This is a genomic window from Aquincola tertiaricarbonis, from assembly GCF_000969605.1.
Taxonomy (GTDB): Bacteria; Pseudomonadota; Gammaproteobacteria; order Burkholderiales; family Burkholderiaceae_C; genus Aquincola; species Aquincola tertiaricarbonis.
In genome coordinates this window covers 53421-71362 of record NZ_JZUE01000008.1, presented here as the reverse complement: position 1 = coordinate 71362, position 17942 = coordinate 53421, and the positions used below count along the sequence as shown (strand labels likewise).

At 67.8% G+C, this 17942-nt stretch carries 17 protein-coding genes; 12 read left to right on the top strand and 5 right to left on the bottom strand.

Going from position 1 to position 17942, the window contains the following annotated elements; translation table 11 throughout:
* Window positions 1-79: 79 nt before the first annotated feature.
* From gyrB to dnaA, 3 genes are all read right to left on the bottom strand, one after another.
* Window positions 80-2566, bottom strand: coding sequence for a DNA topoisomerase (ATP-hydrolyzing) subunit B (gyrB, locus tag VO99_RS11400; RefSeq protein WP_046112989.1), 2487 nt, complete (start codon window positions 2564-2566; stop codon window positions 80-82).
* A gap of 96 nt (window positions 2567-2662) precedes the next feature.
* On the bottom strand, window positions 2663-3841 hold the full coding sequence (gene dnaN / locus VO99_RS11395; protein WP_046112988.1) for a DNA polymerase III subunit beta: 1179 nt from the start codon (window positions 3839-3841) through the stop codon (window positions 2663-2665).
* Between the two features lie 225 nt (window positions 3842-4066).
* On the bottom strand, window positions 4067-5512 hold the full coding sequence (gene dnaA, locus VO99_RS11390; RefSeq protein ID WP_046112987.1) for a chromosomal replication initiator protein DnaA: 1446 nt from the start codon (window positions 5510-5512) through the stop codon (window positions 4067-4069).
* Between the two features lie 339 nt (window positions 5513-5851).
* Here dnaA and rpmH point away from each other — a divergent pair, with 339 nt between their 5' ends.
* The 6 genes from rpmH (at window position 5852) to VO99_RS11360 (ending at window position 10420) form a co-directional block, all read left to right on the top strand.
* Window positions 5852-5986 carry a 50S ribosomal protein L34 gene (gene rpmH, locus VO99_RS11385; RefSeq protein WP_046112986.1) on the top strand — a complete coding sequence of 45 codons (135 nt, stop codon included), beginning with the start codon at window positions 5852-5854 and terminating at the stop codon, window positions 5984-5986.
* A gap of 27 nt (window positions 5987-6013) precedes the next feature.
* Entirely contained in the window at window positions 6014-6502 is a 489-nt protein-coding gene (locus tag VO99_RS11380) for a ribonuclease P protein component (protein ID WP_046112985.1), read from the top strand.
* A gap of 7 nt (window positions 6503-6509) precedes the next feature.
* A complete protein-coding gene (yidD, locus tag VO99_RS11375) occupies window positions 6510-6815 on the top strand; it encodes a membrane protein insertion efficiency factor YidD (protein WP_375136387.1) in 306 nt (101 codons plus the stop codon).
* Window positions 6812-8476: a membrane protein insertase YidC gene (gene yidC, locus VO99_RS11370; RefSeq protein WP_046112984.1), complete on the top strand. Its 1665-nt coding sequence runs from the start codon at window positions 6812-6814 to the stop codon at window positions 8474-8476. The genes yidD and yidC overlap by 4 nt, the downstream gene beginning before the upstream one ends.
* A 15-nt stretch (window positions 8477-8491) precedes the next feature.
* The gene (gene mnmE, locus VO99_RS11365; protein ID WP_046112983.1) at window positions 8492-9877 is read left to right on the top strand and encodes a tRNA uridine-5-carboxymethylaminomethyl(34) synthesis GTPase MnmE; all 1386 of its coding nucleotides are present in this window, start codon (window positions 8492-8494) and stop codon (window positions 9875-9877) included.
* Between the two features lie 75 nt (window positions 9878-9952).
* On the top strand, window positions 9953-10420 hold the full coding sequence (locus VO99_RS11360) for a cyclic nucleotide-binding domain-containing protein (RefSeq protein ID WP_046112982.1): 468 nt from the start codon (window positions 9953-9955) through the stop codon (window positions 10418-10420).
* A 16-nt stretch (window positions 10421-10436) separates the two neighbouring features.
* On the opposite strand, the gene VO99_RS11355 is transcribed toward VO99_RS11360, so the two are convergent.
* Window positions 10437-12434, bottom strand: coding sequence for a cation:proton antiporter domain-containing protein (locus VO99_RS11355; RefSeq protein WP_046112981.1), 1998 nt, complete (start codon window positions 12432-12434; stop codon window positions 10437-10439).
* Window positions 12435-12506: 72 nt separating this feature from the next.
* Between VO99_RS11355 and VO99_RS11350 the strand changes: the two genes are divergently transcribed.
* The 4 genes from VO99_RS11350 to VO99_RS11335 are packed head-to-tail and all read left to right on the top strand — an operon-like array spanning window position 12507 to window position 15545.
* Window positions 12507-13508 carry a KpsF/GutQ family sugar-phosphate isomerase gene (locus VO99_RS11350; RefSeq protein WP_046112980.1) on the top strand — a complete coding sequence of 334 codons (1002 nt, stop codon included), beginning with the start codon at window positions 12507-12509 and terminating at the stop codon, window positions 13506-13508.
* Window positions 13508-14101, top strand: a complete 594-nt coding sequence (locus VO99_RS11345; RefSeq protein ID WP_046112979.1) for a KdsC family phosphatase — start codon at window positions 13508-13510, stop codon at window positions 14099-14101. The genes VO99_RS11350 and VO99_RS11345 overlap by 1 nt, the downstream gene beginning before the upstream one ends.
* Window positions 14101-14763, top strand: coding sequence for an LPS export ABC transporter periplasmic protein LptC (lptC, locus tag VO99_RS11340; RefSeq protein WP_232315338.1), 663 nt, complete (start codon window positions 14101-14103; stop codon window positions 14761-14763). Before VO99_RS11345 ends, lptC begins: the two co-directional genes overlap by 1 nt.
* On the top strand, window positions 14760-15545 hold the full coding sequence (locus VO99_RS11335) for an SDR family oxidoreductase (protein ID WP_046112978.1): 786 nt from the start codon (window positions 14760-14762) through the stop codon (window positions 15543-15545). Before lptC ends, VO99_RS11335 begins: the two co-directional genes overlap by 4 nt.
* 84 nt (window positions 15546-15629) lie before the next feature.
* Here VO99_RS11335 and rbp read toward each other — a convergent pair whose 3' ends face one another.
* Complete coding sequence (rbp, locus tag VO99_RS11330; RefSeq protein ID WP_046112977.1) at window positions 15630-16136, bottom strand: RNA-binding regulator; 507 nt, start codon at window positions 16134-16136, stop codon at window positions 15630-15632.
* A gap of 210 nt (window positions 16137-16346) precedes the next feature.
* Between rbp and VO99_RS11325 the strand changes: the two genes are divergently transcribed.
* Both VO99_RS11325 and VO99_RS11320 read left to right on the top strand, forming a co-directional pair.
* A complete protein-coding gene (locus VO99_RS11325; RefSeq protein WP_046112976.1) occupies window positions 16347-17270 on the top strand; it encodes a hypothetical protein in 924 nt (307 codons plus the stop codon).
* Window positions 17271-17294: 24 nt separating this feature from the next.
* Window positions 17295-17936, top strand: a complete 642-nt coding sequence (locus VO99_RS11320; protein WP_046112975.1) for a MarC family protein — start codon at window positions 17295-17297, stop codon at window positions 17934-17936.
* The last annotated feature ends 6 nt before the right edge of the window (window positions 17937-17942 follow it).

Here is a 17942-nt window from a genome sequence, read left to right as displayed (position 1 = left end):
TGTCATTCCCACACGGCCGCCCTGCCGCTGGACAACAGCCCAGGGACAGCGCACTGAGGCCCGGCTCAACCGACCAAAGTCAGACGTCGATATTCGCCGCCCGCAACGCATTGCTCTCGATGAACTCCCGCCGCGGTTCCACCTCGTCGCCCATCAGCATCGTGAAGACGCGGTCGGCCTCGATGGCGTCGTCGATCTGCACGCGCAACAGTCGGCGCACGGTGGGGTCCATCGTGGTTTCCCAGAGCTGCTCGGGATTCATCTCGCCCAGGCCCTTGTAGCGTTGGCGGCCCACCGCGCCTTCGGCCTGCTGCATCAGCCAGCGCATCGCGGCGCGGAAGTCGGCGACCTTCAGTTCCTTCTGGCGCTCGCCCTCGCCACGCTTGACGGTGGCCTCGGTGCCCAGCAGGTTCTTGAAGACCTCGCCGGCCTTGGCCAGCGCTTCGTAGTCGGAGCCGTGCACGAAGTCGGCAGTGATCACGCTGCTCTTGATGTTGCCGTGGTGCCGGCGGCTGATGCGCAGGTGGTGCTTGTCGGTGCGCTCTTCATATTCCGCGGCCACCTCGGCATCACGCAACGCGCGCTGCAGCGCGGCGGCGCTCTTCTCGGCTTCGGCGGCATCGTCCAGGTTCAGTGCCAGGCCGTCGGCGATCGCTCGCAGCGCGTCGGTGTCCATCCAGTTGGACAGGCGGCCGATCACGTTGTCGGCCAGCACCGCGCGGCTGGCATAGTCGGCCAGCGCATCGCCTTCGATCGGCGCGCTGCCGTTCTGGGTCTCGATGCGCGCACCTTCCAGCGCCACCTTCAGCAGGTAGTTGTCCAGCTCGAGGCCGTCCTTCAGGTACTGCTCTTGCTTGCCGTGCTTGACCTTGTACAGCGGCGGCTGCGCGATGTAGATGTAGCCGCGCTCCACCAACTCGGGCATCTGGCGGTAGAAGAACGTCAGCAGCAGCGTGCGGATGTGGGCGCCGTCCACGTCGGCGTCGGTCATCACGATGATGCGGTGGTAGCGCAGCTTGTCGGCGTTGAAGTCTTCCGGCCCGATGCCGGTGCCCAGCGCGGTGATCAGCGTCAGGATCTGCTCGCTCGACAGCAGCTTCTCGTAGCGCGCCTTCTCCACGTTCAGGATCTTGCCGCGCAGCGGCAGGATCGCCTGGAACTTGCGGTCGCGGCCCTGCTTGGCCGAACCACCCGCCGAGTCGCCCTCGACGATGTAGATCTCGCACAGCGCCGGGTCCTTCTCCTGGCAGTCGGCCAGCTTGCCCGGCAGGCCCAGGCCGTCCAGCACGCCCTTGCGGCGCGTCATCTCGCGGGCCTTGCGGGCCGCATCACGGGCACGCGCGGCCTCGACGATCTTGCCGCAGATGATCTTGGCGTCGGTCGGGTTCTCCAACAGCCAATCGGTCAGCAGGCGGCCGACGATGTCCTCCACCGGCGCGCGCACCTCGCTGCTCACCAGCTTGTCCTTGGTCTGGCTGCTGAACTTGGGCTCGGGCACCTTCACGCTCACCACGCAGGCCAGGCCTTCGCGCATGTCGTCGCCGGCGATCTCGACCTTGGCCTTCTTGGCCAGCTCGTTGTCCTCGATGTACTTGTTCAGCACCCGCGTCATCGCGGCGCGCAGGCCGGTGAGGTGGGTACCGCCGTCGCGCTGCGGGATGTTGTTGGTGAAGCACAGCACGCTCTCGCTGTAGCTGTCGTTCCACTGCATCGCCACTTCCACGCCGATGGTGGTGTTCTGGTCGCTCTGCTTCTCGCCCATCGCGTGGAACACGTTGGGGTGCAGCACCTTCTTGCCCTGGTTGATGAACTCGACGAAGCCCTTCACGCCGCCTGCGAAGGCGAAGTTGTCTTCCTTCGCGTTGCGCTCATCCACCAGCTTGATCTTCACCCCGTTGTTGAGGAAGCTCAGCTCGCGCAGGCGCTTGGCCAGCACGTCGTAGTGGAAGTCGATGTTGTTGAAGATCTCTTCGTCGGGCAGGAAATGGACCTCGGTGCCGCGCTTGTCGGTGTCGCCGATCACCCGCATCGGGCTGATCGCAAAGCCGTTGCGCTCTTCCACCAGCCGGTCCTGCGGCACGCCCTTGCGGAACTCCATGTAGTGCACATGGCCCTCGCGGCGGATCGTCAGGCGCAGCAGCTTGCTCAGCGCGTTCACGCAGCTCACGCCCACGCCGTGCAGGCCACCCGAGACCTTGTAGCTGTTCTGGTTGAACTTGCCGCCGGCATGCAGCTCGGTCAGGGCGATCTCGGCCGCGCTGCGCTTGGGCTCGTGCTTGTCGTCCATCTTCACGCCGGTGGGAATGCCGCGGCCGTTGTCGATGACGCTGATCGAGTTGTCGGAGTGGATCGTGACGATGATGTCGTCGCAGTGCCCGGCCAGCGCCTCGTCGATGGAGTTGTCCACCACCTCGAACACCAGGTGGTGCAGTCCGGTGCCGTCGCTGGTGTCGCCGATGTACATGCCCGGCCGCTTGCGCACGGCTTCCAGCCCTTCCAGGATCTGGATGCTGCCTTCGCCGTAGGCGTCGGGCGTGGGGGTGGTGGGGGTGTTCGGGTCGGTCATGGGGCTCACTTCGCAGGCCGCGGCTTCATCGCCAAGGCCTCATAAGAAACGCTGAAGCGGGCCGCAGCCCGCTTGCTTCGGACGACTGCCGTCCGGTCAGATGCGCATCGGCATCACCACGTACTTGAAGCCGGCCTGCTCGGGCACGGTGATCAGCACGCTGGAGTTGGTGTCCTGCAGTTCCAGGCGGATCATCTCCTGGCCCATGTTGGCCAGCGCGTCCATCAGGTAGGTGACGTTGAAGCCGATCTCGATGGTGTCGCCGCCGTAGTCGATCTCCAGCTCCTCCTTGGCCTCTTCCTGCTCGGCATTGCTGGAGGCGATGCGCAGCGTGCCCGGCTCGATGTTGACGCGCACGCCCTTGAACTTCTCGCTGGTGAGGATGGCCGCGCGCTGCAGGCTGGCCAGCAGCGGCGCGCGGCCCAGCACGACGGCGTTCTTGTGGTTCTTGGGAATCACGCGGTTGTAGTCGGGGAACTTGCCTTCCACGAGCTTGGTGACGAACTCCATGCCCGAGAAGCTGAACTTGGCCTGGTTGCCGGCAAAACGCATCTCGATCGGGGCATTGTCGCTGCTGGCGGTGCTGCCCTCCTCGCCTTCCTCGGACTTGTCGGCGCCCTTGGCGGGCTTGTCGGCCTTCTCGTCCTTCAGCAGGCGCTGCAGTTCCAGCACCGTCTTGCGCGGCAGGATGACTTCCTGCTTCGGGATCTCCGTCTCCAGCGTGGCCTGCGCCAGCGCCAGGCGGTGCCCGTCGGTGGCCACCAGCGTCAGCGTCTTGCCTTCGGCCACGAAGAGGATGCCGTTGAGGTAGTAGCGGATGTCATGCACCGCCATCGCGAAGTGCACCTGGTTGATCAGGCTCTTGAGCGTCTTCTGCGGCACGCTGAAGGCGGGGCCGAACTCCGCCGCCTCGTTGACCAGCGGGAAGTCATCGGCCGGCAGGGTCTGCAGCGTGAAGCGGCTCTTGCCGCCCTGCAGCGTCAGCTTGTTCTGGTTGGCCGTGAGCGACACCACCTGGTCCGCCGGCAGCGAGCGAAGGATGTCGATCAGCTTGCGGGCGCCCACCGTGGTGGCGAAGTCGGTGGCATCGCCACCGAGTTCGGCCTGGGTGCGCACCTGGATCTCGAGGTCGCTGGTCGTGAACTCGATGCGCGAGCCGCTCTTGCGCAGCAGCACGTTGGCCAGGATGGGCAAGGTGTGGCGGCGTTCGACGATTCCGGCGACGGCCTGCAGGGCAGACAACAATTTTTCCTGCGGAGCTTTCAAGACAATCATGTCTTCCTCTTAACTTGGTAGTTCTAGTAGAGCCGCTGCCGGGCTGTGGAGAACGCGATTTTGGCCTGATCTTTCAACGGCTTACCTCAAGGGCAAGCCTGTGGGCCGAACACCCCGGATTGTCGAGCCGGACATACAACAACTTCTTGAAAACGCCGGGGCCTGTGGACAGGTGCCCAGTTGCGCAAAAGTTGTCCACAGCCTTGTCACTTGACACCAGGTTGTTCAGCCCTTGAGGGTCTGTTCGAGCACGTGCAGCTGCTGGTTCAGCTCGGTGTTTTTCTGGCGTTCGCCACCGATCTTGCGCACCGCATGCAGCACCGTGGTGTGGTCGCGTCCGCCGAACAGCTCGCCGATCTCGGGCAGGCTCTTCTGCGTCATCTCCTTGGCCAGGTACATCGCGATCTGCCGCGGCCGCGCGATCGAGGCCGGCCGCTTCTTGCTGTACATGTCGGCGATCTTGATCTTGTAGAAGTCGGCCACCGTCTTCTGGATGTTCTCGACGGACACCTGCCGGTTCTGGATCGACAGCAGGTCCTTGAGCGCCTCGCGCGCCAGGGCGATGTTGATGTCCTTGTGGCTGAAGCGCGAATACGCCAGCACCTTGCGCAGCGCGCCTTCCAGCTCGCGCACGTTGGCGCGCACGTTCTTCGCGATGAAGAAGGCCACGTCCTCGGGCATGGGCGAGGCCTCGGCGTCGGCCTTCTTGATGAGGATGGCCACCCGCATCTCCAGCTCCGGCGGCTCGATGGCCACCGTCAGGCCGGCGTCGAAGCGGCTGGTCAGGCGTTCGTCGATGTCCACCAGGCCCTTGGGGTAGGTGTCGCTCGTCATGATGATGTGCGAGCGCTTGGCCACCAGCGCCTCGAAGGCGTTGAAGAACTCCTCCTGCGTGCGCTCCTTGCCGGCGAAGAACTGCACGTCGTCGATCAGCAGCAGGTCCAGCGAGTGGTACTTGGCCTTCAGCTCGTCGAAGGTCTTGCGCTGGTAGTTCTTCACCACGTCGGAGATGAACTGCTCGGCATGCAGGTACAGCACGCGCGCATCGGGCCGGTCGCGCAGCAGCGCGTTGCCCACGGCATGAATCAGGTGCGTCTTGCCCAGGCCCACGCCGCCGTAGATGAACAGCGGGTTGTACATGTGGCCGGGCGCGCCGGCCACGTGCAGCGCGGCGGTGCGTGCCATCTGGTTGGCGCGGCCGGGCACCAGGGTGTCGAAGGTCAGCGCGGTGTTGAGGCGGTGCACCGACGAGGCCGGTGCCGGCGGCCGCGGCGGCAGGCCTTGTGGCAGCACGGCCGTGCCGTTGCCGGAAGAGCCGCTGCTCGTAGCAGTGCCGGTAGCCGCCAGCGCCGCGCCGGCATTGCCGGCAGCTGCATGCGCGGGCAAGGCACCGCGCGGCGCAGCCATCGGGTCGCGCTGGGCCAGCATCAGCTCCAGCCGCACCGGCTTGCCCGCCAGGTCGGTCAGCACGCCTTCGATGCGGGAGGCGTACTGCGAGCGGATCCAGTCGAGCTTGAAGCGGTTGGGTACACGCACGGCCGCGACCACGCCGGCATCGCCGTCGTCGGACACGTCGGCGGGCGGCAAGGGCCGGATCCAGGTGTTGAATTGCTGTTCAGGCAGCTCGGCGGCCAACCGCTCACACCCACGCTGCCAGAGGTCTGCGCTCATTGTGGAAAAGTCTTCTAAGAGCGGGCGCATTCTACCCGTCGTAGCGCCTGCGGCAGCTGGGTTATCCACAGTGGTGGACAATTCGACAAGCGGCGGCCCCCGGTGGGCTTTACAGCACGCGAATTGACCGAGCTACGGCTTTTTGCTGTAATTGCGGGTTTCCCGGACGCGAGGAGGTTGCGCCGCGCCTTCTTCAGGCGAGGTGCCAAATGGCCGAACGCGGTCCGGGCTCGCCGGGCGATCAGGCCAGACCCCCGGTTCGAACCAGGCGACAGCCGTCGCCGCAGACTCCGCCAGAGCGCCTGATCCCTGCGGGTCCATCACCGAAAGCACGTCATCATGAAGCGTACCTACCAGCCGTCCAAGACCCGCCGCGCCCGCACCCACGGTTTCCTCGTGCGCATGAAGACCCGCGGCGGCCGCAGCGTGATCAAGTCGCGCCGCGCCAAGGGCCGCAAGCGCCTGGCGGTCTGAGCCTCGCCGGCTGCGAGCTGACGCAGCATGCCCACGGCCCAGCGCGTGCAACGCCTCGTGCAATCTGTCGACTTCGAGCGGGTGCTGGGTGCACCCCAGAAGGCGCGCAGTCCGCACTTCGCGCTTCACTTCGTGGCGGCCTCGCCCTTCCGGCGCCCCGCGCGCCAGCCGGCGGCCGGCAAGGCTGCGCCGGCTGAGTTGTCAACAGAAGTAGCCGCCCCTGCGCCGCCGCCTGTGGATGACTCCTCTGCGGCAGTGCCGCAGCAGCGCTGGCTCGGCCTGGTGGTGCCCAAGCGGCACGCCCGGCGCGCCGTCACCCGCACCTTGCTCAAGCGCCAGATCCGTGCCGCCATCGACCGGCAGGCTTCGGCGCTGCCGCCTGGCTTGTGGGTGGTGCGGCTACGGGCGCCGTTCGATGTGCGCCAGTTCCGCAGTGCCGCCTCTGACGCGCTGCGGGATGCCGCGCGCGCCGAACTCGACCGAATGATCCGCGTGGCCGCTTCGGCCCCGCGCTGAGGCGGCCGTGCCCGACTGGCTCGCGCTGCTGCCGCGCCGTGCGCTCATGCTGCCGGTGCGCGCCTATCGGCTGCTGCTCAGTCCATGGATCGGCGGCCGCTGCCTGTATGAGCCCACGTGCTCCCTCTATGCTTTGCAGGCGCTCGACAAACACGGCGCGCTGGCCGGCGGGGCACTGGCCGCCGGCCGCATCCTGCGTTGCCATCCCTGGTGCGAGGCCGGATGTGATCCGGTGCCCGACCAGCCGCCGCGGCTGTTCGCCTTCCTGAGCGGCCGCGCCGCCTCCGATTCCCCCAAGAAGACTGCTCCATGACCGATATCCGCCGTACCCTGCTCTGGGTGGTGTTCACGATGTCCCTCGTCCTGCTTTGGGACGCTTGGAACAAGCACACCGGCCAGCCGTCGATCTTCGGCCCCCAGACGGCCAAGCCGGTGGCCGCCGGCTCCGCGCCGGCTGCTTCCGCCATCGGCGTGCCGGCGCCTTCGTCGTCCGCCGCGGCCGCGCCGGCCGGCAGCGTGCCGAACGATCCTGGCACCGCCGCTGCGCGCGGCGAGCAGATCACCGTCACCACCGACCGCGTGAAGGCCGTGCTGGACAGCCAGGGCGGCGAGCTGGTGTACCTGGAACTGCTGGGCCAGCGCGACCAGAACGACCACAGCCGCAACGTGGTGCTGTTCGACCGCAGCGCCCAGCGTGTGTACCTGGCGCAGACCGGCCTGATCAGCGCCGTGCCGGGCGCCCGCCTGCCCAACCATTTCACGGCGATGACCGCCGTGCCCGGTGCGCGCACGCTGGCCGACGGTGCCAATGACGTGCAGGTGCGTTTCGAGTCGCAGGCCATCGACGGCGTGAAGCTGGTGAAGACCTATACCTTCCAGCGCGGGCAGTACACCGTGGGCGTTCAGCACGACGTGGTCAACGGCTCGGCGCAGCCGATCAAGCCGGAGCTGTACCTGCAGCTGGTGCGCGACGGCAACCCGCCCCCGGGAGAGTCGGCGTTCTATTCCACCTTCACCGGCCCCGCGGCATATACCGAGAAGAGCAAGTTCCGCAAGATCGAGTTCAAGCACATCGAGAAGAACGACGCCGAGTACGAGCGCCAGGCGGACAACGGCTGGATCGCGATGGTGCAGCACTACTTCGCGTCGGCCTGGCTGGTGAACACCCAGCAGCCGCGTGAGTTCCGCGCCGAGAAGGTGGGCAACAACCTGTACTCGGTGGCGATGGTGCTGCCGCTGGGCGAGGTGGCCGCCGGCCAGACCAAGACGCAACAGGCCATGCTGTTCGCCGGTCCGCAGGAAGAGAACAAGCTGGCCGAGCTGGCGCCGGGCCTGGACTTGGTGAAGGACTACGGTTGGTTCCACATCCTGTCCAAGCCGCTGTTCTGGCTGCTGACGCAACTGCATGGCTTCCTGGGCAACTGGGGCTGGGCCATCGTGGCGCTGGTGGTGCTGCTGAAGATCGCCTTCTATTGGCTGAACGCCAGCGCATACCGTTCGATGGCCAAGATGAAGGCCATCAACCCGAAGATCCAGGAAATGCGCGAGCGGCTGAAGGACAAGCCGCAGCAGATGCAGCAGGAGATGATGCGCATCTACCGCGAGGAGAAGGTCAATCCGCTGGGCAGCTGCCTGCCGATCTTCCTGCAGATGCCGTTCTTCATCGCGCTGTACTGGGTGCTGCTGTCCAGCGTGGAAATGCGCGATGCGCCGTGGATCCTGTGGATCACCGACCTGTCGGCCAAGGACCCGTACTTCATCCTGCCGATCGTGATGACCGCCACCTCGCTGTTCCAGGTGTGGCTGAACCCGACGCCGCCGGACCCGATGCAGGCCAAGATGATGTGGATCATGCCGCTGGTATTCAGCGTGATGTTCTTCTTCTTCCCGGCCGGCCTGGTGCTGTACTGGATCACCAACAACCTGCTGACAATCGCGCAGCAGTGGTTCATCAACAAGCGGCTCGGCGTCTAGCCGCCGCGGGCCACGATGCTGGCGCGCCAGCGTGATGCCATCGTGGCCATCGCCACCGCGCCTGGGCGCGGGGCGGTGGGCATCGTCCGGGCCTCCGGCCCAGACCTGCGGCCGCTGATCGACGCCCTGTGCGGGCGCGCGCTGCAGCCTCGCCATGCCACCTACCTGCCGCTGCGCGGCAGCGACGGCCAGCCCATCGACCACGGGCTGGCCATCCACTTTCCTGCCCCGCACTCCTACACCGGCGAAGACGTGCTGGAGCTCCAGGCCCATGGCGGGCCGGTGGTGCTGCAGCTGCTGCTGGCTCGTTGCCTGGCCGTGGGCGAGGGCATCGGCCTGCGGCTGGCCGAGCCCGGCGAGTTCACCCAGCGCGCCTTCCTGAACGACAAGCTGGACCTGGCGCAGGCCGAGGCCGTCAGCGACCTGATCGATGCCAGCACCGAAGCGGCGGCCCGCTCGGCCAGCCGATCCTTGAGCGGTGCGTTCTCGACGGAGATCGGCACCCTGCGCGACCGCATCGTGCACCTGCGCATGCTGGTGGAAGCCACGCTGGACTTCCCCGAGGAAGAGATCGACTTCCTGGAGAAGGCCGACGCGCGTGGCCAGCTGGAGCGGCTGATCGCCTCGGTGGACGAGGTGCTGGACCGCGCGAAGCAGGGCGCGCTGCTGCGTGAAGGCATCCGCGTGGTGCTGGCTGGCCAGCCCAACGTGGGCAAGAGCTCGCTGCTGAACGCGCTGGCCGGTGCGGAGCTGGCCATCGTCACGCCGATTCCGGGCACCACGCGCGACAAGGTCACGCAGACCATCCAGATCGAAGGCGTGCCGCTGCACGTGATCGACACCGCCGGCCTGCGCGAGGCCACCGACGAGGTGGAGCGCATCGGCATCTCGCGCAGCTGGAGCGAGATCGAGCAGGCCGATGCAGTGATCTTCCTGCACGATCTGACGCGGCTGGGCCAAGCCGACTACGACCATGGCGACGCCGAGATCGCCCAGCGCCTGTCGCTGGCCGAGCCCCGCCAGCAGTCGCGGGTACTGCATGTGTTCAACAAGGCGGACGCGGCCGACGCCACGGTGGTGCCTGGCGAGGGCAGCCTGGCCTTGTCCGCGGCCACCGGCGCCGGGCTGGACGGCTTGCGCCGCGCGCTGCTGGAACGCGCGGGCTGGCATGCCTCGCCGGAAGGGGTGTTCATCGCCCGCACGCGGCATGTGCATGCGCTGCGGCGCACGCGGGAGCACCTGGAGATGGCCCGCGCGCAAGGCGCTTCCAGCGACCCCGCGCTGGACCTGCTGGCCGAGGAGCTGCGGTTGGCGCACAACGCGCTGGGCGAGATCACCGGGGCCTTCAGCGCGGACGATCTGCTGGGCGAAATCTTCAGCCGCTTCTGCATCGGGAAGTGAATTCGCACCTGCCACGCGGCCTTCACGGCCGCGATGGCGTCCAGATAATCGCGCCAACTCGAACAGGGGCGCGAGATGGATTTGAGTGCGTTGAAGGAAGCCGTGTCCACGCTGAATGCGGACGACGCCTTTCGCGCCAAGCTCAGCGATGACGACTGGCTGGCCCTGGGCGGCCTGCTCACCCGCCACGAGATCCGCGCTGGCCACCTGCTGCTCAAGCAGGATGAACGCGACGACACGCTCTATTTCCTGGAACGCGGCAGCCTGCAGGTGTTCGTCACCCGCAGCACGCCGGGCACCCACCGCGTGGCCATCCTGCGGTCGGGCTCGATCGTCGGCGAGGCGGGGCTCTTCGGACACACGCCGCGCATGGCCAATGTGGAAGCGATGAGCAACTGCGTGGTGTGGGCGCTGCGCGGCGCGCGGCTGGACGAACTGGCCGCCGCCCAGCCGGCGCTGGCACTGGCGCTGGTGCGCGCCGCGGCCACGGTGCTGGCGGTGCGCATGCGGGCCAACCTGGAACGCGCGGTGCCGGTGAGCTGAGCGCGGCGCCGCCGGCTCAGCCCTTCAGCAGCTTTTCCTCGGCCAGCGACAGCGGCTCGGGCAGGCCCGAGAGCACCAGCGTGTCGCCCGGGCCCAGCACCAGGCCGTCCTCCGCGGCCACCACCTGGCCCGAGCCGAGCCGGACGGAGACCACCTTCACGCCCACCGCGTGCAGTGCCAGCGCGCCGAGCGACTGGCCCAGGCTGGCCGCCGCGGCCGGCAGGCTTACCGTCAGCAGCCGGGCCTGCTGGCGCTCCTCCACGCCGTCGTCGTCGGCGCCATGGAAGTAGCCGCGTAGCAGGCCGTAGCGTGCATTGCGCGCGTCCTGCGTCAGGCGGATCACGCGGCGCATGGGCACGCCTACCAGCGCCAGCGCATGGGAGGCCAGCATCAGGGAACCCTCGATGGCCTCGGGCACCACCTCGGTGGCGCCGGCATTGCGCAGCAGCTCCAGGTCGGTGTCGTCGATGGTGCGCACCACCACCGGCACCTTGGGCGCGTGTTCACGCGCCAGCCGCAGGATCTTCAGGGCCGAGGCGGTGTCGTGGTAGCTCACCACCACCGCGCTGGCACGGGCCAGGCCGGCGGCCATCAGGCTGCGCAGCTTGGCGGCGTCGCCGAACACCACGCTCTGGCCGGCGGCGGCGGCCTGGCGCACGCGATCGGGGTCCAGGTCCAGCGCCATGTAGGGGATGCGTTCGGCCTCCAGCAGGCGGGCCAGGTTCTGGCCGCTGCGGCCGTAGCCGCAGATGATCACGTGTTCCTCGCTGCGGATGGACTTCTTGGCGATGGTGGTGAGGGCTGCCGCCTGCATCAGCCAGTCGGTGGACGACAGCCGCATGACGATGCGGTTGCTGTACATCACGATGAAGGGCGTGGCGATCATCGAGATCACCATGCCGGCCAGGATGGGGCTCTCCAGCCGCGGCGGCAGCAGCTCGTGCTGGCGGGCCAGCGCCAGCAGCACGAAGCCGAATTCACCCGCTTGCGCCAGGTAAAGCCCCGTGCGCAATGCCACTCCCGGCGTGGCCCCGAACACCCGGGCCAGGCCGGTGACCAGCGCGAACTTGAACAGCACCGGCAGCACCGCCAGCGCGAGCACCAGGCCCCATTGCGAGACCACCATCGACATGTCGAGCTTCATGCCGATGGTGATGAAGAACAGGCCCAGCAGCACGTCGTGGAAGGGCCGGATGTCGGTCTCCACCTGATGCTTGTATTCGGTCTCCGCGATCAGCATGCCGGCCACGAAGGCGCCCAGCGCCAGCGACAGGCCGGCATGCTCCGTGAGCCATGACAGCCCCAGCGTCACCAGCAGCAGGTTGAGCACGAACAGTTCAGCGCTCTTGCGCCGCGCCACCAGCGTGAGCCACCAGCGCATCACCTTCTGGCCGCCCACCAGCAGCACGGTGAGCAGCGCCGCGGCCTTGAGCGTGGCCCAGGCGAGCGCTGTGAGCAGCACCTCGGGCGGCGCGCTGAGCGCGGGAATGAGCACCAGCAGCGGCACGACGGCCAGGTCCTGGAACAGCAGCACGCCCATCACCCGGCGGCCGTGCTCGGTTTCCAGCTCCAGCCGCTCGGCCATCAGCTTGCCGAGGATGGCGGTGCTGCTCATCGCCAGCGCGCCGCCCAGCACCACCGAGTGCTGCCAGCTCAGCCCGTAGCTGCGGCCAGCCATCGAGAAGCCCAGCGCGAGCAGTGAGTTGCCGACGATGGCCGCAACCATCGTCATCGACACCTGCGACAGCCCGAGACCGAAGACCAGCGTGCGCATGCTGCGCAACTTGGGCAGGTTGAATTCCAGCCCGATGACGAACATGAGGAACACCACGCCGAACTCGGCCAGGTACGTGACGCCGCCCGCGTCCTTGGCCAGGGCCAGCGCATTGGGTCCGATGATCACGCCCACCACCAGGTAGCCGAGCATCGGTGGCAGGCGCATCGAACGGCATGCCACCACGCCGGCCACAGCGGCCACCAAGTACAGCAATACCAGTTCGAGCGTAGTAGCCATGCGGCGTGGACCCAGCGCAAGCGCCATGCCTGCCAACCTAGAATGCCCGATCCTAAGTGAGCGATCTGTCACGTGACCACCGAGCCTGTTGCGGTTCCCGCCTTCGATGCCGACCGTGCGCTGAGCCTGGCGGCCCAGACCTTCGAGATCGCAGCCGAAGCGCTGCTGTCGCTGCGTGCCGAGCTGTCCACCGCCTTCGTCAACACCGTGCGACTGGTGCTGGCCTGCCGCGGCCGCGTGGTGGTCATGGGCATGGGCAAGAGCGGCCACGTGGGCCGCAAGATCGCCGCCACGCTGGCCTCGACCGGCACGCCGGCGATGTTCGTGCATCCCGGCGAGGCCAGCCATGGCGACCTGGGCATGGTCACGCTGCAGGACGTGGTGCTGGCCATCTCCAACTCCGGCGAGAGCGACGAGCTGAACGTCATCCTGCCGGTGCTCAAGCGCCTGGGCGTGCCCATGATCGCCATCACCGGTGGTGCCAACTCCACCCTGGCCCGGCATGCCGACCACACCCTGCTGTGCAAGGTGGAGCGCGAGGCCTGCCCGCTGAACCTGGCGCCCACCACCAGCACCACCGCGCAGATGGCAATGGGCGATGCGCTGGCCGTCGCGCTGCTGGATGCCCGCGGCTTCCATGAGCAGGACTTCGCCCGATCCCATCCCGGTGGCGCGCTGGGCCGCAAGCTGCTGATGCATGTGCGCGACCTGATGCGCTCGGGCGACGAGCTGCCGTGCGTGGCGCCCGACGCCGACTTCCTGGCGATGCTGCACGAAATGAGCGCCAAGGGCCTGGGCTTTGCCGCGGTGGTGGATGCAGGCGGTGTGCTGCAGGGCATCTTCACCGACGGCGACCTGCGCCGGCTGATCGAGCGGGGTCACGACCTGCGTGCCTTCCGCGCGCACGAGGTGATGCACACCGCGCCGCGCCGCGTGCGCGACGACGTGCTGGCGGTGGAAGCCGCCAGCGTGATGGAGCAGCATCGCGTCACCAGCGTGCTGGTGGTGGATGCGCAGGACCGCCTGGTCGGCGCCATCAACAGCAACGACCTCATGCGGGCGAAGGTGATCTGATGGGGCTCGATCTCTCAAGCCTGGAACCGGCGCTGCGCTTTGCACCGGAGCTTCTGCTGAAGGCGCAGGGCAGCGGACTGGGCATGAAGGCCGCCGTGTTCGACGTGGACGGCGTGCTCACCGACGGGCGGCTCTACATCGCCGAATCGGGAGAGCAGTTCAAAGCCTTCCACAGCCTGGACGGCCATGGCCTGAAGCTGCTGGCGCAGGCCGGCATCGTGCCGATCATCTGCACCGGGCGTGATTCGCCGGCGGTGCGCCGCCGCGTGGCCGACCTGGGCCTGCAGCATGCGCACTATGGCGTGAAGGACAAGCTGGCCGTCGTGCAGTCGGCCATCGATGCGTTGGGCGTGGCCTGGGCCGACCTGGCTGTCATCGGCGACGACTGGCCTGACTTGCCCCTGCTGGTGCGCGCAGGCCTGGCCTGCGCGCCGGCCAATGCCCATGCCGAGGTGAAAGCCGTGGCCCATCATGTCAGCGGCTTGCAGGGCGGCGAAGGTGCGGCCCGCGAGCTGTGCGACCTGCTGCTGATCGCCAGCGGCGCCTATGCACGGTTGCTGCACGGCCAGCTCACCACCTTGGACAGCGCCTGATGGAGTTGCCGCTGCTGGCTCCGCCCGCCGCGCCGGCCCATGCGGCGCCGCGCATGCCCTGGCATTGGCGGCTGCGCGAGGCCTTGTCCTCCTACCTGCCGCTGCTGCTGATGGGGCTGCTGGCCTTGGCTACCTGGTGGCTCGTGAACAACACGCCCGGCGCCCCGGCCGACGCGGCCCGCGCGCCGGTGCGCAGCGACCCGGACTACACGATGCAGGGCTTCACCCTGCAGCGCTTCGCCGACGACGGCCGGCTGCTGCTGCAACTGGAAGGCGACCAGCTGCGCCACTTTCCCGACAGCGACACGGTGGAAGTGGACACGGTGCGCATCCAGTCCTATTCGGCCGACGGCTCGCGCACCCACGCCACGGCCCGCCGTGCGCTCAGCAATGCCGACGCCAGCGAGGTGCAGTTGCTGGGCGGCGCCCAGATCGAGCGCAGCGGCGGTCCGGGCAATGCACCGCCAATGCGCTTCGAAGGCGAGTTCCTGCATGCCTTCCTACGCACCGAGCAATTGCGCTCGCATCTGCCGGTGGTGCTGCGCCAGGGCGGCAGCGAGATCCGCGCGGGTGGCCTGGAATACAACCACCTCACCCAGCAGGCGGTGTTCAAGGGCCCGGTGAAGGCGCGCTTCCAGCCCGCCGCGAGGTCCGCCCGGTGACCGCCGCGGCCGGGCCGCTGGTGTTCATCACCGGTGCGTCCAGCGGCATCGGACAGGCGCTGGCGGCGCGCTTCCATGCCGCCGGCTGGCGGCTGGCCCTGGTGGCACGGCGCAGCGAGGACACCGCCGCCTGGGCCACGGCGCAGGGATACGCACCCGAACGCTGGGCCACCTACAACGCCGACGTGCGCGACACCGCCGCCATCGTGGCGGCCGGCCACGCCTGCATTGCGCGCCAGGGCCTGCCGGACGTGGTGATCGCCAATGCCGGCATCAGCATCGGCATGGACAGCGCCATCGAGGCCGACCTGGAGGTGATGCGGGCCACCTTCGAGACCAACAACCTCGGCATGGCGGCCACTTTCCATCCCTTTCTGCAGCCGATGTACGCGCGACGCGCCGGCACGCTGGTGGGCATTGCCAGCGTTGCCGCCATCCGCGGCTTGCCGGGACATGGGGCTTACTGCGCCAGCAAGGCCGCGGTGGTCAGCTATTGCGAAAGCTTGCGTGGAGTTTGCCGGCCATTTGGTGTCAAGGTAGTGACAGTTGCACCGGGTTACATCGATACCCCGCTGACCCGGCGAAACCCTTATTCCATGCCGTTTTTGATGTCGCCCGCGGATTTTGCCGACAAGGCCTACCGCGCCATTGAAGCCGGTGTCAGTTACCGCGTCATACCTTGGCAAATGGGCGTCGTCGCCAAGCTGATGCGAGTTTTGCCCAATGCACTTTTCGACCGCGTTGTGGCAGGCCGGGGGCGCAAGCCAAGGCAGGGTGAGTAGACGCCGGGCATGAAAAAAGGGCGGGGTGTCGAACACCTCGCCCTTCTTGCCTGTCGTGACAGGGGCCCCGAAGGGCCCGTGGCATCAATAGCCGCCGTTGCTGCTGCCGCCGCCGTAGCCACCACGGCCACCGCCGCTGTAGCCGCCGCGACCACCGCCGCCACCGCCACCGCCGTAGCCGCCGCCACCACCGCCGCTGCCGTAGCCGCCGCGGCCACCGCCGCCGCCACCGCTGCCGTAGGGGCTGCGGCCACCGCCGCCACCACCACCGTAGCCACCGCCACCACCGCCGCCGTAGCCGCCACCACCGCCGCCGCCGCTGCGGAAGCCGCCCGGACGCTCTTCACGAGGACGCGCCTCGTTCACGACGATGGCACGGCCTTCGAGGGCCTGGCCGTTCATGCCATTGATGGCGGACTGCGCCTCGGCGTCGGAAGCCATTTCGACGAAACCAAAGCCCTTGGAGCGGCCGGTTTCCCGGTCCATCATCACCTTGGCCGACGTCACGGTACCGAATTGCACGAACGCGCTATGGAGGGATTCGTCGCGCACGCTGTATGCGAGGTTTCCGACGTAGAGCTTGTTTCCCATGGGGAACACCTTCCTTCTAACAGAACACCATGTGGAGCTTCAACCCGTCGTGAAACATTCAAGCGAAGGCGCCGCATCCATACCCGGAGGGCGCAAGGTTAACAAAGAACTTCCAAAAAATGCGCAAGCGCTTGCTTGTCAAGTGTTGTTTTCTAAGCGACGCACCAATGCGGGGTGAGCACCCGAACCGGGACTTATCATGGGGCGGCCATGAGCATTCCCGGACGCGGTGACCCCCTGGCGGCCCTGGCCCGCCTGCTTGCCAGCGTCGAGGCGGTGCGCCACGGCCGGGCGCTCTATACCCTGCTGTTCACTTTCAGCACCGCCGGGCTGTTGCTGGCGATGGCGGGTTCGTCCATGCAGGCGGAATCGCAGGGCTGGGCGGTGCTGCAAGGCGTGGCCGCGATCGCGGTGGCCTTCTATGGCAGCAATGCCACCGGCATGCTGTTGATGGACCAGGCGCGCGGGCGCGCCGGGCGCGAGGTGGCTGATGCCGTGCAGCAGGCGCTGCGCACCGGCCACCGCCTGCTGCTGGTGATGCTGGCCGCGATGCTGGCGGTGGTCGCTGTGCTCGGCGTGCTGGCGGCCGGCCTGTATGCAGCGCGGCTGCCGCTGGTCGGGCCCTTCGTGTTTGCCGGCATGGTGCCGCTGGGCGTGGTGGCGGTGGGACTGTGCGTGCTGGTGCTGGCCGCCGTGGTGGGGCCGCTGGCCGGTCCGGCGATCTGGGATGGCCTGGACGTGAGAACCACATTGCGCCTGCTCGTCAAGCAGGCGCGTGAACGGCTACTTTTCACGGCGCTGATGGTGTCGGTGCTGGGCGCGATGACGGCCGCGGTCGGTGCGCTGTCCACCTTCGTGGTGGTGAGCGGCGGCCGGGCGGTGTCGGCGCTGGCGGTGCTGGTGACGGGCGTGGAGCTGCCACCGCAGCAGTTGATGGCGGGCCTGTTCGGCTTCGGCCTGCGCAGCCTGGGTCCGGCTGGCGCGCCGGTGGCGCAGACGCCGCATGGCGTGGCGGCCCTGGTGGGCGGCGGCATGGTGTTCGTGCTGGCCATCGCGCTGCCCGGGCTGGTGTACCTGCGCGGCGTGTGCGCGCTGTACCTCTCCGTGATCGGAGAGCGGCGAAGAAGTGTGTAAACACTCGGATACGATTGGCCGCTCATGGATCTCCTGAAGCCGCTCATCGCCCTGCTGGCCATCGTCAACCCGATCGGGGCGGTGCCGTTCTTCATCACCTTCACCCAGCACTTCACGCGGGAGCAGCGCCGCCACACCATCCGCGTGAGCAGCTTCAGCGCCTTTTGCGTCATCGCGGTGAGCGCGGTGGCGGGCCTGAAGATCATCGAGTTCTTCGGCATCAGCATCGCTTCGTTCCAGGTGGGCGGTGGCACGCTGCTGCTCATCAGCTCGCTGCAGATGCTGAATGCGCAGCAGCCCGAAACCAAGCCCAGCGACCTGGCCGAGGGTGAAGCCAAGGTGGACGCCGGCGCCAGCATCGCCGTGGTGCCGCTGACGGTGCCGCTGCTCACCGGGCCGGCCACGATCTCCACCATGGTGATCTACGCCGAGAAGACACGCACCGTGTTCGAGCATGCGGTGCTGGTGGGCTATGGCGTGGTGATCGGGCTGGCCACCTTCCTGGTGTTCTCGGCCGCTGGGCGCATCGCCAAGGCGCTGGGCCGCACCGGCATCAACGTGATGACGCGGCTGATGGGCCTGATCCTGGCCGCGATGGCGGTGGAACTGCTGGCCGACGGGATGGTGAAGCTGTTCCCGGTGCTGGCCTCGCACCTGGCCCGCTGACGGCGC

Coding starts and splice junctions, on each gene's coding strand:
- dnaN (WP_046112988.1), bottom strand. CDS start 3,841: ATGATTGTCTTGAAAGCTCCGCAGGAAAAATTGTTGTCTGCCCTGCAG.
- mnmE (WP_046112983.1), top strand. CDS start 8,492: ATGCTGGCGCGCCAGCGTGATGCCATCGTGGCCATCGCCACCGCGCCT.
- lptC (WP_232315338.1), top strand. CDS start 14,101: ATGGAGTTGCCGCTGCTGGCTCCGCCCGCCGCGCCGGCCCATGCGGCG.
- VO99_RS11360 (WP_046112982.1), top strand. CDS start 9,953: ATGGATTTGAGTGCGTTGAAGGAAGCCGTGTCCACGCTGAATGCGGAC.
- VO99_RS11345 (WP_046112979.1), top strand. CDS start 13,508: ATGGGGCTCGATCTCTCAAGCCTGGAACCGGCGCTGCGCTTTGCACCG.
- rpmH (WP_046112986.1), top strand. CDS start 5,852: ATGAAGCGTACCTACCAGCCGTCCAAGACCCGCCGCGCCCGCACCCAC.
- gyrB (WP_046112989.1), bottom strand. CDS start 2,566: ATGACCGACCCGAACACCCCCACCACCCCCACGCCCGACGCCTACGGC.
- VO99_RS11380 (WP_046112985.1), top strand. CDS start 6,014: ATGCCCACGGCCCAGCGCGTGCAACGCCTCGTGCAATCTGTCGACTTC.
- VO99_RS11320 (WP_046112975.1), top strand. CDS start 17,295: ATGGATCTCCTGAAGCCGCTCATCGCCCTGCTGGCCATCGTCAACCCG.
- VO99_RS11325 (WP_046112976.1), top strand. CDS start 16,347: ATGAGCATTCCCGGACGCGGTGACCCCCTGGCGGCCCTGGCCCGCCTG.
- dnaA (WP_046112987.1), bottom strand. CDS start 5,512: ATGAGCGCAGACCTCTGGCAGCGTGGGTGTGAGCGGTTGGCCGCCGAG.
- VO99_RS11355 (WP_046112981.1), bottom strand. CDS start 12,434: ATGGCTACTACGCTCGAACTGGTATTGCTGTACTTGGTGGCCGCTGTG.
- rbp (WP_046112977.1), bottom strand. CDS start 16,136: ATGGGAAACAAGCTCTACGTCGGAAACCTCGCATACAGCGTGCGCGAC.
- yidC (WP_046112984.1), top strand. CDS start 6,812: ATGACCGATATCCGCCGTACCCTGCTCTGGGTGGTGTTCACGATGTCC.